Source organism: Hymenobacter sp. BRD67 (assembly GCF_013256425.1).
In the GTDB taxonomy this organism is placed as follows: domain Bacteria; phylum Bacteroidota; class Bacteroidia; order Cytophagales; family Hymenobacteraceae; genus Hymenobacter.
The window spans coordinates 1,387,816-1,403,315 of sequence record NZ_CP053904.1 but is presented as its reverse complement, the minus strand read 5'-3'; the positions used below and the strand labels follow the sequence as shown (position 1 = coordinate 1,403,315).

General features: G+C 60.3%; 13 protein-coding genes and 2 pseudogenes. 4 read left to right on the top strand and 11 right to left on the bottom strand.

Features of this window, described 5'->3' with window-relative positions; all coding sequences use genetic code 11:
• Positions 1-78: 78 nt before the first annotated feature.
• Together GKZ67_RS23130 and GKZ67_RS06465 are read right to left on the bottom strand one after the other, a co-directional pair.
• The gene (locus tag GKZ67_RS23130; protein WP_254245097.1) at positions 79-348 is read right to left on the bottom strand and encodes a M28 family peptidase; all 270 of its coding nucleotides are present in this window, start codon (positions 346-348) and stop codon (positions 79-81) included.
• A gap of 38 nt (positions 349-386) precedes the next feature.
• Positions 387-1,652, bottom strand: coding sequence for a M20/M25/M40 family metallo-hydrolase (locus GKZ67_RS06465; RefSeq protein ID WP_254245096.1), 1,266 nt, complete (start codon positions 1,650-1,652; stop codon positions 387-389).
• A gap of 182 nt (positions 1,653-1,834) precedes the next feature.
• Here GKZ67_RS06465 and GKZ67_RS06460 point away from each other — a divergent pair, with 182 nt between their 5' ends.
• Positions 1,835-2,644, top strand: coding sequence for an SDR family NAD(P)-dependent oxidoreductase (locus GKZ67_RS06460; protein WP_173241628.1), 810 nt, complete (start codon positions 1,835-1,837; stop codon positions 2,642-2,644).
• A gap of 185 nt (positions 2,645-2,829) precedes the next feature.
• Here the strand turns inward: GKZ67_RS06460 and GKZ67_RS23125 are convergent.
• The 9 genes and pseudogenes from GKZ67_RS23125 to GKZ67_RS06420 form a co-directional block, all read right to left on the bottom strand.
• A pseudogene (locus GKZ67_RS23125) lies at positions 2,830-4,188 on the bottom strand (IS4 family transposase); the annotation flags it as partial.
• Positions 4,189-4,308: 120 nt separating this feature from the next.
• Entirely contained in the window at positions 4,309-5,145 is an 837-nt protein-coding gene (locus tag GKZ67_RS06455) for an enoyl-ACP reductase (RefSeq protein ID WP_173241627.1), read from the bottom strand.
• 52 nt (positions 5,146-5,197) lie between these two features.
• On the bottom strand, positions 5,198-6,871 hold the full coding sequence (gene recN / locus GKZ67_RS06450) for a DNA repair protein RecN (protein WP_173246504.1): 1,674 nt from the start codon (positions 6,869-6,871) through the stop codon (positions 5,198-5,200).
• Between the two features lie 66 nt (positions 6,872-6,937).
• Positions 6,938-7,858: a DUF4835 family protein gene (locus GKZ67_RS06445; protein ID WP_173241626.1), complete on the bottom strand. Its 921-nt coding sequence runs from the start codon at positions 7,856-7,858 to the stop codon at positions 6,938-6,940.
• Entirely contained in the window at positions 7,851-8,507 is a 657-nt protein-coding gene (locus GKZ67_RS24425; protein WP_317172251.1) for a phosphopantothenoylcysteine decarboxylase, read from the bottom strand. The genes GKZ67_RS06445 and GKZ67_RS24425 overlap by 8 nt, the downstream gene beginning before the upstream one ends.
• Before the next feature lie 55 nt (positions 8,508-8,562).
• The gene (locus GKZ67_RS24420) at positions 8,563-9,159 is read right to left on the bottom strand and encodes a flavoprotein (protein WP_173241625.1); all 597 of its coding nucleotides are present in this window, start codon (positions 9,157-9,159) and stop codon (positions 8,563-8,565) included.
• 45 nt (positions 9,160-9,204) lie between these two features.
• A complete protein-coding gene (locus GKZ67_RS06430) occupies positions 9,205-9,543 on the bottom strand; it encodes a DNA-directed RNA polymerase subunit omega (protein ID WP_151088343.1) in 339 nt (112 codons plus the stop codon).
• Positions 9,544-9,583: 40 nt separating this feature from the next.
• A complete protein-coding gene (locus GKZ67_RS06425) occupies positions 9,584-10,498 on the bottom strand; it encodes an outer membrane protein assembly factor BamD (RefSeq protein ID WP_173241624.1) in 915 nt (304 codons plus the stop codon).
• A gap of 51 nt (positions 10,499-10,549) precedes the next feature.
• Positions 10,550-12,130, bottom strand: coding sequence for an OstA-like protein (locus GKZ67_RS06420; protein WP_173241623.1), 1,581 nt, complete (start codon positions 12,128-12,130; stop codon positions 10,550-10,552).
• Between the two features lie 286 nt (positions 12,131-12,416).
• On the opposite strand from GKZ67_RS06420, the gene tilS reads away from it, so the two are divergent.
• The 3 genes and pseudogenes from tilS to GKZ67_RS23115 all read left to right on the top strand — a co-directional run bounded on the left by tilS (position 12,417) and on the right by GKZ67_RS23115 (position 15,493).
• The gene (gene tilS, locus GKZ67_RS06415) at positions 12,417-13,748 is read left to right on the top strand and encodes a tRNA lysidine(34) synthetase TilS (protein WP_254245095.1); all 1,332 of its coding nucleotides are present in this window, start codon (positions 12,417-12,419) and stop codon (positions 13,746-13,748) included.
• A gap of 236 nt (positions 13,749-13,984) precedes the next feature.
• A pseudogene (locus GKZ67_RS06410) lies at positions 13,985-14,870 on the top strand (ABC transporter ATP-binding protein).
• A gap of 68 nt (positions 14,871-14,938) precedes the next feature.
• Positions 14,939-15,493 (top strand): ABC transporter permease, encoded by a 555-nt coding sequence (locus tag GKZ67_RS23115; RefSeq protein ID WP_254245094.1) that lies wholly within the window; start codon positions 14,939-14,941, stop codon positions 15,491-15,493.
• The last annotated feature ends 7 nt before the right edge of the window (positions 15,494-15,500 follow it).

Below are 15,500 nucleotides of genomic sequence, written 5' to 3'. Positions count from 1 at the left end.
CCGTCTCCGATACTCCCGGAGACGACAAAAAATAAGCCCGACGAAGTTCGGGCTTATTTCTTCAGTTTCGCGCGCTCGCTACTGCGGCTTCACGGCAGCGGGCAGCGGCTTGCGGGGCAGCTTCTGGTCGCGCATGGCGGCATTGTACACGAAGGAGGCCACTACCACCGAGGCCTGCTTGAGGTCGTCGGGCACGAGGCGGTCGTAGGTATCCTGGTTGGAGTGGTGAGTACGGGAGAAGTAGTCGAGGCCATCCTGGATAAACTGAAAGCCCGGCAAGCCTACGGCGTCGAAGGAGATATGGTCGGTGCTGCCGGTGTTGCGCAAGGTTACGGTGCTGGCGCCCATATCAGCGAACGGCTGAAGCCAGGCGGTGAAAATCGGCTTCACGGCCTCGTTGCTCTGCGCGTAGATGCCCGGATTTTACCGCCGCCGTTATCGAGGTTAAAATACGCGGCCAGCTTCTCGTGGTCGGGCTTGAGCACCATGGTGGCCGGGTCGGCAAAGTGGTTTTTCACATAGTTGCGCGAGCCGTGCAGCCCCTCCTCCTCCTCACCCCAGAGCGCAACGCGAATGGTGCGGCGCGGCTTCAGGCCCGTAGCCTTCAGAATGCGCACGGCCTCCAGCATCACGGCGCAGCCGGCGGCATTGTCGGTGGCCCCGGTGGCGGCGTGCCACGAGTCGAGGTGGCCGCCGAGCATGACCACCTCGCTTTTGAGCTTTTTATCGGTTCCCGGAATTTCGGCCACTACGTTGTAGCCTTTCAAATCCTGGGTCTGGAAATGGGTTTTGGTTTCCATCTCAACTTCTACCGGCACGCCGGCATCCACGAGGCGAATCAGCCGCAGCTGGTCTTCGCTCGACATTTCCAGCTCGGGCAGCACGGGCTTGGCGTCGGCGGCATAGGGCGCGCCATTAGTGGTGAACACCGTACCATCGGAGCCCCGGCCGGGGCTGAGCACAGCAGCCGCCCCCTCAGCCAGCAGCATATCGCCCAGCTTCTGGCGAAGCTCGCGGGCGGCGAGCATGGCAGCGCGGCGGGCTTCAGGGTTAGCTTCGGCGGGGCGATTAGCGGCGGTAGGCGCGCCACCCGCAGGCGCGTCGGCCATTTTCTGCAACTCATCGGCGGTGAGGCGCTTGGCATCGGGCTCGAAGTTGGGCTGGGGCGGCGTGGCCACGGGCAGCAGCACAATTTTATCGCGCAGCTGGCCTTTATACTTCTCAAGGTCGGCTTCGGCCTTTACGTTTACATAAGCCACCTGCTTGCGCAGGCTGCCGCCGGTGCCGGGCGTCCAGGCCTTGGGCACGCCAATCATGGCGTGGTAGTACGGGGCCGTCATGGCCACGTAGCTCTTGTCGATGTCCCAGCCCCGGCCAAAGTCGCCCCAGGCTTCCACGTTGGCATTGGCCAGGCCGTAGTCGGTAAGGCGCTTCTTGGCCCAGGCGTTGGCGCGGGCCAGGCCTTCGGAGCCGGCTAGCCGCGGGCCGCATACGTCGGTCAGGTAAAAGGCCGTTTCCATCACCTTGGAGCGGTTTAGGCCTTCATCCTTGATTTTAGCCAGCGCGGCAGGGTCCGTTTTTTCGGGCGTTTGGGCCAGGGTAGGCGATACCAGTGCGCCGACTGCTACCAGCGTGAGCAGAAATTTTTGCATCCGAATGAGAATAGGGGTGAAGAAACAAGCTGAGACAACGTGTATAGACACGGCCTCCTACCTCAGCGTTGCGCCCAGCTTAGCCGCCGGCCGGCCGGGCTTCAGCTAAGCCCGGCTATAACCACCTGTCAACTACCGTCGTTAAGAAAAGCCCTTTCCACTTGTTTAAAAGCACTTTTACTATGGCAGAAACCCCAAAATACGCGCTCATTACGGGCGCTACCAGCGGCATTGGCCGCGAGCTGGCCAAGCTTTTCGCCCAGGATAAATACAACCTCGTCATCGTGGCCCGCCGCCAGGACGAGCTCGCGCAAACTGCCAATGAGCTAACGCAGCAGTACGGCGTCGAGGTCACGACCATAGCCAAAGACCTGTTTCAGCGCCAGGGTCCATTTGAGGTGTACGACGAAGTCAAAGCCAAGAGCATCCAGATTGAGGCCTTGGTGAATGACGCCGGCCAGGGCCAGTATGGGGAATTTACGACCACCGACATCAACCGCGAGCTTGATATTATTCAGCTCAATATCGGTGCCTACGTTACCCTCACCAAGCTATATCTGCAGGAAATGATAGCCCGCAAAAGCGGTAAAATCCTGCAGGTATCAAGCCTGGGGGCCGAGATTCCGGGGCCGCTGCAAGCAGTATACCACGGCACCAAGGCGTTTATTACGTCCTTCACTGAGGCGGTGTGTGAAGAAACCAAGAATAACGGCGTCACTATCACGATTTTAGAGCCGGGTGTCACCGACACCGACTTCTTTCACAAAGCCGATATGGAGCGCGCCAAACTGGTGGCTGAAGGCCCGAAAGCTGACCCCGCCACCGTGGCAAAAGATGGCTACGAAGCGCTGCTGGCTGGCCAGGACAAGGTTATCTCGGGCTTTATGAATAAGGTGCAGGGTCTTATCGGCAACGTGCTGCCTGATAAGGTCGTAGCGGCCATTCTGCACAAAGAAGCCGAGCCGGTAGACGGCAACGAAAGCGCCAGATAACCAGCGTCGACCCTACCTGAAACACACAAGCCCGACCACACTGGCTTGTCTTTACCCAAATCTCGTAGAGAAAGCGCCAGCCGATAGGCCGGCGCTTTTTTAGTGCTCTTCCGGGGCAACAGGGCGGCCAGCCGTACGCCTTCGGCTAAGTAGCGCAGGCTCACCAGCCCGAGCCAGAGCGTCTGCCAGCCTGGCGGTCCATCGCCGGTTCGGCCCAGGTGCCCACCCAGTCCAGCCAGGGCGTAGAATACCTCCCGCACGGTTCGAATGGGCCGCGTGCGCTGGCTGCGCAAGACCCGTAAATAGCTGGCTGATAGACCTGACGACTCAGCTGGTGCATCGGGTTGCTGGCGGCTATGCTCGCGCAGGTCCACTAGCGCCAGCGCCACCACGCTCAGCAAGGCCACCGCCGCAAACAGGCGTGGGGCGGTGTGCAGTTGCAAGCGCTCGGCACCCAGGCCCGTTTTCAGGGCTTTATGAAAGTCCTCGATGAGCCAGCGGCTGGCGTACTGTCGAGCCCGTTCCTGTGCTTGGGGGAAGCTGCTTATCACGTCGTCACACAGTAGGAGCCACTCCAGCTTACCGCCCGGCTCCCACACCCGTACTACGCTGGCAGCCACCGGTTCCCCTTTGCCCGTACTAGCGCCCGGCCGTTGGGGAGCGCGTAGCGCCAACACGGCACTGTAACTCACCTGCAGGCGCACCTGCCGGGCCGCTTGGCCCGGACGAGCACGCAAGGCCAGTTCCAGTTGCCCGGCACTAGGCTGCGCCCGGGCCACGGCAAAGAGCGTCGGCGGTGGCGCCTCAGATGGGGCGACCAAGCCCCGGTCTTGGGCGGCCCGGACTACAAAGCCCAGCCCCTGCTGTCGGCATTGGCGCAGATGCTCGTAAATATCCGCGCCGCGGTCCGCCACCACGACCCAGCGCCCAGCCGCCGGCGGTGAGCCAACCGCGCGCAGGCTGCGCGCCCACAGCGCGGACTCGCGCACCCGCCCCTGCCGGGGCCGGCTGCCGCCGTGGGGGTGCGCCTTCTCGGCCGCTGGCCGGGCCTGGCGCACGTAAAACTGCTGGTCGAGCAGCCCCAGCAAGGGCAGCGGTGGGCGCACCGCCCCCGCCGGTAGGTCGCTGGCTGGCCAACTGGCGGCCACCAACGAGTGCAGCAGTACGCCCTGCTCCCCGCTGGCCCCCGCCCCCACTGGTCCCAGGCCCGCCCGGCGGGCCGTGGCGGGGGCCCAGCGTAACTGGGTCGTGTCCTCGACCAGCAAATAGGTGCCGGCCTGCTGCAACTGCTGCTGAACTAATTGGCGGTGTGGCTCTTGCAGGATGTCGGGTGTGACGGCTGCCCCGCCCAGCAACTGGTAGGCGGCCTTGCTAGCGTAGGCCGACCCGGCCCCCAACTGCGGGATACTGGCCCCAGGCTGGCGGGCCCAGCCAGCTACTAGCGTACAGACGCGCCGCTGGCGGCGCACATCACCGAGCTGTACGGTCCCAAAATGCGTGCTGGCCCATTGCTGGGCATCACAAAATTGCTGAGAAATGCGCATCCCACGCCAACGCGTAGGGCACTAAAAAAGCGCCGGCCTACCGGCCGGCGCTTTCTCTACGAGATTTGGGTAAGGACAAGCCACACTGGCCGGGCTTGTGTGTACTAGCGAGAAACTATTCTACGCCTCCTTTTCGGACTCAGTCGACTTGGTAATCGCGTCCACAATAGCCTCCGAGATGCCGGTGCTACTGAAGCCACCGTCGTGCATCAGGTTTTGCATGGTCACGTAGCGCGTGAGGTCCGAAAACAGCGATACGCAGTAGTCGGCGCAGGCTTCGGCGGGCGCGTTGCCGAGCGGGGCCATGCGGTCGGCATACTCATAAAAGGCGTTGAAGCCGCTGATGCCGGTGCCGGCCGTAGTCTTGGTGGGCGACTGCGAGATGGTGTTCACGCGCACCTTTTTGAGGTGACCCAGACGCTGGCCGTAGCTGCGGGCAATGCTTTCGAGCACCGCCTTGGCCTGTGACATGTCGGTGTAGTCGAGGAATGCGCGCTGGGCGGCGATGTAGCTGAGCGCCACCACGCTGCCCCATTCGTTGAAGGCATCCTGCTTTTCGGCCACGGCCAGCATCTTGTGCAGCGACAGCGCTGATACGTCGAGCGTCTGCTGGAAGAATTTGTAGTCGAGGTCGCCGTAGCTCTTGTTCTTGCGAATGTTGGCGCTCATGCCAATCGAGTGCAGCAGGAAGTCGATTTTACCGCCAAAGTGACTTTGCGCCTCGGTAAAGAGCGTGCCCAGCTCCTCCACCGAAGTGGCATCGGCCGGGATAATCGGGGCGTCAATCTCGGCGGCCAGCACCTTGATTTCGCCCATGCGCATGGCCAGCGGCGCGTTGGTGAGCACAATGCGGGCACCTTCGGCGTGCGCCTTCTGGGCCACTTTCCAGGCAATGGATTGGGAATTGAGGGCGCCGGAAATGATGCCGACTTTGCCGGCGAGGAGGTTACTGGACATGAGGAATAGTCAGGTTAGCGCACAAAAGTAACGAAAATGTGAGGCTGTGCCCCTACCCAGCCACTGCCTCGCCGCGCAGCGCCAGCAGCTCGCGGGCGCTTTGCAGGGCGTTTTCGCTGGGCTTGGCGCCGGCAATCATGTGCGCGATTTCCTTGATGCGGTCTTCGGGCGAAAGCTGGCGGATACGGCTCACCGTACGGTCGGCGCGGTCTTCCTTGTACACGAAGTAGTGCGTGTCGCCGGCCGCCGCCATCTGCGGCAGGTGCGAGATGGCCACCAGCTGGTGCTTGTGGGCCATCTGCTGCATCATCCGGCCCACCTTCACCGCAATCTCACCGCTGATGCCGGTATCGATTTCGTCGAAGACTATCGTGGGCAGGGCCGTCTTGTCGGCCAGCATGTACTTGATGCACAGCATCAGGCGCGAAAACTCACCACCCGACGCGGCCTTGCTCAGGGTTTGCGGCTGGGCGCCTTTGTTTGCTGTAAATAGAATATTTACTATATCTGAGCCGCTGGCCGCCAGCGGGCCGGTTTTGTGCTCCACCACAATGCGGGCGTGCGGCATCCCGAGGTCGGCGAGCAGGGCGCTCAGCTCCTTTTCGAACTTCGGAAACGCCTTGCGGCGACTTTCCGAGAGCCGGGCCGCCTGGGTGGTCGCCTGCTTCAGCGCCGCGTCCGAGTCTTTGCGCAGGCGGGTTATTTCCTTGTCGAGATTCAGCACCGAGCCGACTTTCTGGCGCAGAGTTTCGCGGGTTTCGAGCAGGCCGGGCACGTCACGGCGCTGGTGCTTGCGCTGCAGGTTGTAGAGCACGGTGAGGCGGGCCTGCAATTCCTCGGCGCGGGCGGGGTCGCCCTCGGTGCGGCGCTCGGCAGTTTCTACCTCGTCGGCAATGTCGTGCAGCTCAATCAGGCAGCTTTCGAGGCGCTGGCGCAGCTCGCGAAACTGCTCGGAGTAGCCACTCACCTGCCCCAGCAGCGTCGAGGCGTCCTTCATGGTGCCGGTGGCGCAGGTTTCGCTGTCGCGCAGGCCATGCAGGGCCTGGCTGAGCTTGTACTTGATTTCCTCGGCGTGTTCCAGCTGCTTTACCTCCTGCTCCAGCGCGTCCTGGTCTTCTTTGTCGAGGCCGGCCTCTTCCAGCTCACTTAGCAGAAAGCTGTTGTAGTCCAACTCTTTACTAGCCTGCACCGACTGGTCTTCGAGGGCCTTGAGGTCGGTTTCGAGCTTGCGGTACTGGCGGTAGGCGTTGCCGTACTGCGTGCGCGTGGGCACCAGATTGGCGTAGAGGTCGAGCAGGTTGAGCTGAAACACGGCATCGCCCAGCAGCAGCGTATCGTGCTGCGAGTGAATATCCATGAGGTTGGCGCCAATCTTACGCAGGGCGTCCAGGGTCACGGGCGTGTCGTTGACAAAAGCCCGCGACTTGCCCGACGGGCTGATTTCGCGCCGCAGAATGCACTGCGTATCATAGTCCAGGTCTTCCGACTCGAATATATCCTGAAGTTGATAGTTCGTGATATCAAACTGGCCCTCAATCACGCACTTACGCTCGGTATTGAAGAGCATGCGCGAGTCGGCCCGGTTGCCCAGCAGCAGCCCGATGGCCCCGAGCATAATGGATTTGCCGGCCCCGGTTTCACCGGTAATAATATTGAGCAGCGGCGAAGGCCGCAGCTCCAGCTGCTCAATGAGCGCGTAATTCTGAATGCGTAAATCGACTAACATTTCTTCGACTCCTTGAATAACCGCAGTCATTGCGAGCAGAGTGCAGCAATGACAAACCAGCCCCCTTTATTGCTTAATAACTGTCTGATACTTAGCTAAATTTCCCGGGTCCACATCGGTGAGTAGCGCCACAAGCTGCTGCTTCTGCTGCGCATCGGTGCTGGTACGAAAGATATTGGTAATCTCATCAGCTTTGGCATCGAAGAAGGCCCGCAAAAACAACGTATTGGGGCGCACTGAATTGGCTTTCTGAATACCCGTGAGGGCAGCCATAATGGACGTGCGCGCCTCCTCAGGCTTCTCGATAAAAATATCCATTCCCTGCCGATAGTAAGCGTAGAGGCCGGTCCGGAAGGCTTCAAGCTGCGGGTCGGTCAGGTTATTGAGCAGCCAGTAGCGGTTGCGCGGACTAGCATCGGTCCACCCAGCATCCGACTCGCTGGTCAGCGTCTGGGTTGCTGAATACTGCAAAATAGTCCGCGCCTGGTCGTAATACGGTGTGCCGCCGAGCCGGGCAAAGGTATCCTGGTCGGTGCCGATAACTATGTAAGCATAAAAGGCCAGCAGCGACGACAGGTTATTGACGAAGTTACTGGGTGCAAAATCGAGCGGCGTCTGGGGCGTATAGTTAAAATTAAAACTACGGTCGTTGATATTCAGCAGGTTAGTTTCGTATCCAGTGCCATAAACCGGTCGCGTAGCAATGAGGCGCATGGTGGCTTGGTACGAGCCATTCTGCGGAACCGCCGTGATGCCTACAAAAACGCGCAGCTTAATGCGCTCCTCGGGCCGGTAAGTCTGGCGGGTCCAGGTGCGCGTGTTGAGGAAGGCAGTCATGTCCTTCTGCAGCTGCTGCACGAGCGTGGGGTCCGTAATTGTCACATTTTCCAGCGACACGGCCACCTGGGCGTTCAGCTCCTGCGCCTGGGCGGGGCGGGCCAGCATAGCCGTAGCCAGCAATCCGAACAGAAAGAATACTTTACGCATATACAGCGGTAAAACGAGTCAGAATAAGCGCTACCAGCGTGCGGGCCAGCTCGGTTTTGGCTTGTAGCTCAAAGCTACGCACCTCGCCGGCCCGGTCGAGCACGGTCACTTTATTAGTGTCGTGCCCAAAGCCAGCTCCGGCATCACGCAGGGAATTGAGTACTACCAGGTCGAAGTTTTTGCGGTGCAGCTTATCCTGGGCATGCGCCAGCTCGTTGGTAGTTTCCAACGCAAAACCGACTGCAAATTGTTCAGCCCGCTTGGTTTGACCGAGGGTAGCGGCAATGTCCACGTTTTTTACCAGCGTCAGCGTTAAGGTATCGCCGGCTTTCTTAATCTTTTCGGCGGCCACTGTCGCCGGTCGGTAGTCGGCCACGGCAGCGGCAAATACCCAGATATCGGCCAGCGGTGCGGCGGCCGCAGCCGCCTCATACATCTGGTGGGCCGTTTCGACGCGCAAGGTCGTTATCAGCGGGTTGGCTGGCGCGGGTAGCGCCGTTGGCCCGCTGATGAGCGTGACGGCCGCCCCGGTCGCGGCAAACGCTTCGGCCAGCGCGTAGCCCATTTTGCCCGTCGAGCGGTTGCCCAGAAAGCGCACCGGGTCCAGCGGTTCGTAGGTGGGGCCAGCGGTGAGGAGAACGCGCATCATATTCTATTAATTTTCACAATAGAACGTCATGCTTCGGCAAGCTTAGCATGACGTTCTATTTTTTATCCACAAAGAACTTCTCCAGCTCTGCCACCATCTGCTCGGGCTCCAGCATGCGGCCAGGGCCGCTGAGGCCGCTGGCCAGCTCCCCGCTGGGCGAGTCAAAGACGTGGTTGCCAAACGAGCGCAGGCGCTGGATATTCTGCGTCACGGCCGGGTGGGCGTACATGTCGAGGTCCATTGCCGGAGCCAGAAATACCGGGCAGCGGGCCGACAGGTACACGGCACTTAGCAGATTAGGACACAAGCCGTTAGCCAGCTGGCCGAGCGTGTTGGCACTGGCCGGGGCAATCAGGTAGGCATCGGCCCACAGGCCCAGCTCAACGTGGTTGTGCCACTGCCCGCTGGCCGCATCACGCAAAAAGCCCGTCAGGACGGGCTTTTTGGAGAGGGTACCTAAGGTAAGCGGCGTCACAAATGCGGCGGCAGCTTCGGTGAGAATAACCTGCACCTCGGCGCCGGCCTGCACCAGCAGGCGCACCAGCGGCGCGGCTTTGTAAGCGGCAATGCTGCCGCTTACGCCCAGCAGAATATGCCGTTTTTGCAATATTGATGGCACGCGGCTACCGGGTGATTGTTGGGGAGCAGTCATCAGACAAAACGGTTAACAATCGGCAAGCAACGGCCACCAGGCCACCTAGAACAGCTCGCGGGGAATAATTACCGGCGCGGCCTCGGGGGTTTCGTAGTGCAGCTCACCGGCGATAAACTCTTCGATAGCCTGGCTGGTAGGCTTGGGCTGACGCTCGTACTGCTTGCTGATTTCAATCTGCTCGCGGTTTTCGAATACTTCTTCGAGGTTATCGACGGTGGTCGCAAACTCGGCCAGGCGGTCGGCCAGCTCTTCTTTCAGCTTCACCGACAGCTGGTTGGCGCGCTTCGAGATGATGGAAATGGCCTCGTAGACGTTGTTTTTGTCGGTCGTGATGTCGGCCAGGTTGCGGGTGATGATGGAGGCGGAGGCGGGAGCTTTCATGAGAAATTACACTTCGTTAGAATAGATACTGAGTTGTTGGCTAGTGGCCCCGGCGGCCACCCCGGCCGCCCGACGACTGCGAGCGGGGCGCGGGGGCCGTGGCATTTACCTGCTCCACGGCGGCCTGCGCGGCAGCCTGGGCTTCGGGAATAGCTTTGAGGCGCTCCAGCTCGGCGCGGCTGTCGTCGTACATGGTTTGAGCCGTGCGCAGGTTTTTGCTCTGCGGATAGGTGTCGATGAAGTGCTGATAGAACGAGACGGCATCCAGGTAGCGCTCACGCTGCTTCGCTTCGATACTTTCCCTGGCCCAGGCATACTGGGCCGACAAGCGAATAAAGTCGGCCTGCTCGCCGTAAGCCGAGCCCGGAAACTGCGTCTCGAAGTTGCCGAGCGCCGTTACGGCTGCCTGGTTGTAGCGCAGCGCATAATACAGCTTGGCGCTCTGAAACGCCTTGTTTTCGAGCTTTTTCTGCAGCTCCTGCGACATGCTTTCCGCTTCCAGCCGGAACTGGCTGGTCGGATAAGTATTCAGGAAATCCTGAATAGTCTCGAGCGCCGTTACCGTGTTGGTTTGGTCGAGCTCGTAGCTGGGCGAGTCGCGAAACAGCGACTTGGCCCGCAAAAAGGAAGCCTCCTCGACCTGCGATGAGTTAGGGTACGTATCGATAAACTGCTTGAAGTAGTAGGCGCTCAATACGTAGTTGCGCTGCTTATAATTCGTGTTAGCGAAGTAAAACTGCGTTTTTTCAGCTTCCGGCCGGCCTTTAAGCAGCGGAATGAGCTCCTCAAGCAGCGCGCCCGAGCGGAAAAAGTCGCCACTATCGTAATACTTAATGGCAGCCTCGTACTTCTGGTTCACAGTGCCGCTTTTGAGTAGCTTCTGATAGCCCGTGCACGACCCCAGCGCAAGGGTGCCGGTGAGCAAGGCGGCGGTAATCAAACGAGAGAATTGCATACAAAGGGCAAAGGTACAAGTAAAACGACGCCCAAACCGCAGGTAGTTCCGCTACGGGCCCGCGAGGCGAGGAGCCCGAAACTTAGCGGGGGTTGCAGGCACAACGGGCCGTGCGGGCGCAGTCGGCTTTATTGGCGCGGTTTTGGGCCGGGCGGCGGGTCTGGAATGCGTTTTACCCCTGGCTTTTGAGCGGGTTTTTGACGCTTTCGACTTTGGCTTAGCTTTCGGCTTGCGGGTGAGGTCGGCGGCGAAATGCTTGCCGAAGACCACGCGGCGCGTAGGCCGCTCGGTTACCCGCCAGCGGTAGCCTTTCAGCTGCTTCACGTCATCTTTCAGCTCGTGCACGGGCGTGTAGCTGGCTTCAGGGTTGGTGAGCCAGGTAAGCTGCTTGATTTTATTATCAACAAAGCGCAGCCGCATGCTGGCCGACACCGACTTATTCATCCCGCTCAGCACGGTATCACCGTCGAGGGTAAAATACAGGCTTTCCGCATTACCCAGCACATCGATACGCGCCATCTGGCCCCGCCGGAAATACGCCACCATGTTGCGCCCCTTCACCTGGTTATGGTCCTGCACGGTGTCTTCCTGCACGGCAAAGGCATTGGAAAACAGGTTGGCCCGGTCGAGCTGCCCGCGCCGGAAGCGCAGATTCATCGAGTCGGACGTGAGCTGGTTGCGGGCCTGCCACACCACCGGGTCGCGGTTGAGGTAAATGATACTGTCCTGACGGTCGTAGGTGAGTGAGTCGCAGCGGCCCTGCATCTTACCCCGGAAAATCTGCACTTTGGGCCAGGCGTACAGAATGGGCCGCTGCACGGCGCGGCCCGGCCGGGTTTCGACGCTCAGCAGCGTATCAGCGGCCATATAGAGCGTGTCCTTGCCCGAGATGTTGCGCACCACCGGCCGCGAGCCAAAGAGCTTGGTGCGGCCCAGCGCCCGCCAGTAGCGGCCCTGGTCGCCGCGCAGCACCAGGTTGTCTTTCTTGGAAATAAGCGAGACGTGCCCCGTGGCAATGCCATAGAGCTTTACCTGGTCGTACACCAGCTGGTCGCCGCCGAGCAGGTAGCCGGGCGTGTCAATCTTGGCGTTGCGGGCAAAGTTAGATACGCGGGTGGTGGTATTGTACGTGCCTTTTTCGGCGTACAGGTCGCCCTGGGGGCTTTTAATGCGCGTCGGCCCATCGAAATAGGCAATCTTGGTAATGGTATTAAAAGTCAGCGTGTCGTTGCGCAGGTCGGTGGGCTGGCCCTGCTCATCGAGTGAAATCAGGTGCACGTCGCGCTTAAAAACAAATACTTTGCTATTAGTATCGTAAAAGCCCTGCTGGCTATCCAGGGTATTCTTCGGGTCCACGATGTGGCCGCCCACGGTGTAGAAAGCCGTTTTGCGGGTGAGGTCGTAGTCGAGCGCCGTAGTAGTGAGCGTCATGCGCGGGTCGTGCATCGTCACAACCTGGCCGGTCATGCGGGCCGTGCGCTTGTTGCCATCATAAAAGCCGTGGTCGCCGGTGATGGTCATGGTATCGCTCTGCACAATGCGCACATTGCTAAACGCCTCTATTTCATTGCGCTCCAGGTATTGGTAAGCCGAGTCGCAGTACAGAAAAACGTCCTGCTGCTTAAAGCTCACGTTGCCAATCAGCTTGCGGATTTTTACGCCGTTGAAGTCGCCGCCGCGCAGCTCGCGGGTGCCGGGCAGCAGCTCGACGGGTGCCCCTTTAACGGGCTGCGGGCGCGAACCAGGGCCAGCAGGAGTGGGCGGAGCGGCCGGGCGGTTTTGGGCCTGCAGCGCCCCAGCGGCAGCAGGAGCAGAATAGCTATGAGAAAACGGAGAAGCGGCATTCGGCCCAAAGTTACGGCGACGGGGCCGGGGCTAACGCGCATCTTTGCAATGTAGTGCTCCTCCCTCCTAATTTATGATGCTCGACCAGGTTCGCCAGTTTATCAGCCAGAACGCTCTTTTTAACCCCGAAACCGATACCGTGCTCGTCGCCGTGAGCGGCGGCCTCGACTCGGTGGTGCTGCTCGATGTGCTGCACCGGCTGGGTATGGAGCTGGCCGTGGCGCACTGCCACTTCGGCCTGCGGGGCGAAGAGGCCGACGCCGACGAGCAGTTTGTGCGCAAGCTGGCCAAGCAGTACGAAGTACCCTACTTCGCCGAGTTTTTTCAAACCAAAGCCTTTGCCGAGCGCGAAGGCATCTCGACCCAGATGGCCGCCCGGCTGCTGCGCTACCGCTGGTTTGAGCAGGTGCGGGCTACCAATGGCTACGCCGCGGTTGCCACCGCCCACCACCGCCGCGATGCCGCCGAAACCATGCTGCTCAACCTGACGCACGGCACCGGCCTGGCGGGCCTGCACGGCATCCGGGCCAAAAATGGCTACGTGGTGCGCCCGCTCCTGCCCTGCGCAAAGGACGACCTCTACGATTACCTGGTCGAGAACCGCCTTATCTGGCGCGAGGATGCCAGCAACGACAGCCCCGTGTACCAGCGCAACCGCCTGCGCCAGCAGGTGCTGCCCGTGCTGCGCGAAATCAACCCCAACCTCGACAACACGCTGGCCGCCACCGCCGAGCGCGTGGGCGGGGCCGAGGAAATCGTGCGGCGCTACGTTGAAGCACTGGCCGCCGAGGCGAGGCGAGACGAAGACGACGCGGTTTATCTCGACCTGGCCCCACTCACTGCCGCCGCTGCGCCGGCTTTGGTGCTGCACGAGCTGCTGCGCGAGTTTGGCTTTGCCTGGCCGGTGGTGAAGGAAATAGTGGCCGCCTTCGATGGGCCAGCCGGCCGGCAGTTCGACTCGCCCACGCACCGCCTGGTAAAGGACCGTGGTCGGCTCGTTATCACGCCGCGCCGCCTGGCGCAGTACGGTACGTTCCAGTTAGCTGAAGACCAGGAAGACTTATTGGCCGACGGCCTGCGCCTGCGCGCCACCAGGCACGATGGCGCAGGCTACGAGATTCCGCGCTCGCGCAGCACGGCCGCGCTGGATATGGATAAGCTAAAATTTCCGCTCACCCTGCGGCGCTGGCAGGAGGGCGACTGGTTTATGCCGCTGGGCATGAAAGGCAAAAAGCACCTGAGCGATTTTCTCATCGACCAGAAAGTACCGCTTAATCTCAAAGAGGAAGTGCGCGTGCTCACTTCGGCCGATGGCAAAATCTGCTGGGTGGTGGGCTGCCGCGTGGATGAGCGCTTTAAGGTAGAGAAAGCCACCATGCGCGTGCTGGCCGTGCAGCGGTTGTAGCCTGCACAAAACCAGACTTGCGAGCGGACCAAGTATATTTAAAATAATTTTTTTAATATATAAATTCTCAACTGCCAGCCGGAACTTCCTAAGCAGCAAAGCAATTGCTTGGCGTGTGCCTGCGGCTTTATTGGAAAAAGCTCCCTTTCGCGCCCTATCTTGCCCAAGATTAAGTGGGTTAGCTAAACTTTTAGCTACCTATAAACCAGCCCTCTTTCTTCTTTCTACAACTGGCTATGTCTCTTACCATTACCAACCTTTCCAAAACCTACGCCAACGGCACGCAGGCGCTGCGAGGCGTAAACCTGACGATTCCCACCGGCATGTTTGGCCTGCTCGGGCCCAATGGGGCGGGCAAAAGCTCCCTGATGCGCACCATCGCCACCTTGCAGGACGCCGATACGGGCAGCATTATGCTCGATAATATCGACGTGCTGCGCGATAAGGAGGCAGTGCGCCGGGTGCTGGGCTACCTGCCCCAGGAGTTTGGAGTATACCCCAAGGTGAGCGCCGAAGAGCTGCTCGACCATTTCGCGACCCTCAAAGGCATTGCCAACGGCCGCGAGCGCAAGGAGATGGTAGCAGCGCTACTGCACCAGACCAACCTCTACGACGTGCGCAAAAAGCACGTGGGCGGCTATTCGGGGGCATGAAGCAGCGCTTCGGTATTGCGCAGGCGCTGCTGGGCAATCCGCGCCTCATTATCGTGGATGAGCCCACGGCCGGCCTCGACCCCGCCGAGCGCAACCGCTTCCACAACCTGCTGAGCGAGATTGGCGAGAACATTATCGTTATTCTCAGTACCCACATTGTCAGTGATGTGAGCGACCTGTGCCGCAGCATGGCCATTATCAACAAGGGCGAAGTGCTGCTCACCGGCGACCCGCAAACGGTGATGAACGCGCTGCACGGTAAAATCTGGAAAAAGCTTATCGAGAAAGCCGAGCTCCCCAGCTTGCAGGCCAATCAGCGCGTGATAAGCTCGCGCCTGTTTGCGGGCAAAACGGTGGTACACGTGCTGGCCGACAGCGCACCGGGCGCGGGTTTGAGCAAGTCAGCCCCGACCTGGAAGACGTGTACTTTTCAGAAATTAAGAATTCAGAATTAGCAATTAAAAATTAAGGCCGCGCCAGCTTGACTACCTGCTAGTTAAGTCAATTTTTAATTCATAGTTTTTAATTCCAAGAACCATGTTCCTGCCTATACTCCTTTTTGAACTGAAGTACCGGTTGCGGCGGCCAGCCACCTGGATTTACTTTTTGCTGTTGGCGCTGCTCGCGGGCCTGCTCGTGACGGCGGCCGGCGGCGGCTTTGGCACCGGCGTGGGCGTGAGCCTGGGCGGCGACGGGCAGGCCGTAAAAATCAACGCGCCGTTTTCGGTCACCATCGTGCTGGGAGTGCTCAGCACGTTTGGTGTCATCGTGGCTTCGTCGCTGATGGCCAACCCTGTGTACCGCGACTTTGAGTACCGCACGCACCCGCTGTTCTACACCACTCCCATCACCAAGGCCGGCTACCTGGGCGGGCGGTTTGTGGGCTCTTTTCTGATTGCGGCGCTGGTATTTCTGGGCTTGGGGCTGGGCGCGGCGGTGGCGGGCGCAATGCCCTGGGTCGAGGCCGACCGCTTTCTGGCGCATACGCCGCCCGGTACGTATCTGTGGCCCTACCTGATTATTATCCTGCCCAACCTGCTGTTTAGCGGGCTATTTTCTTCACCACGGCCACGCTCACGCGCAATATTCTGAGCACCTA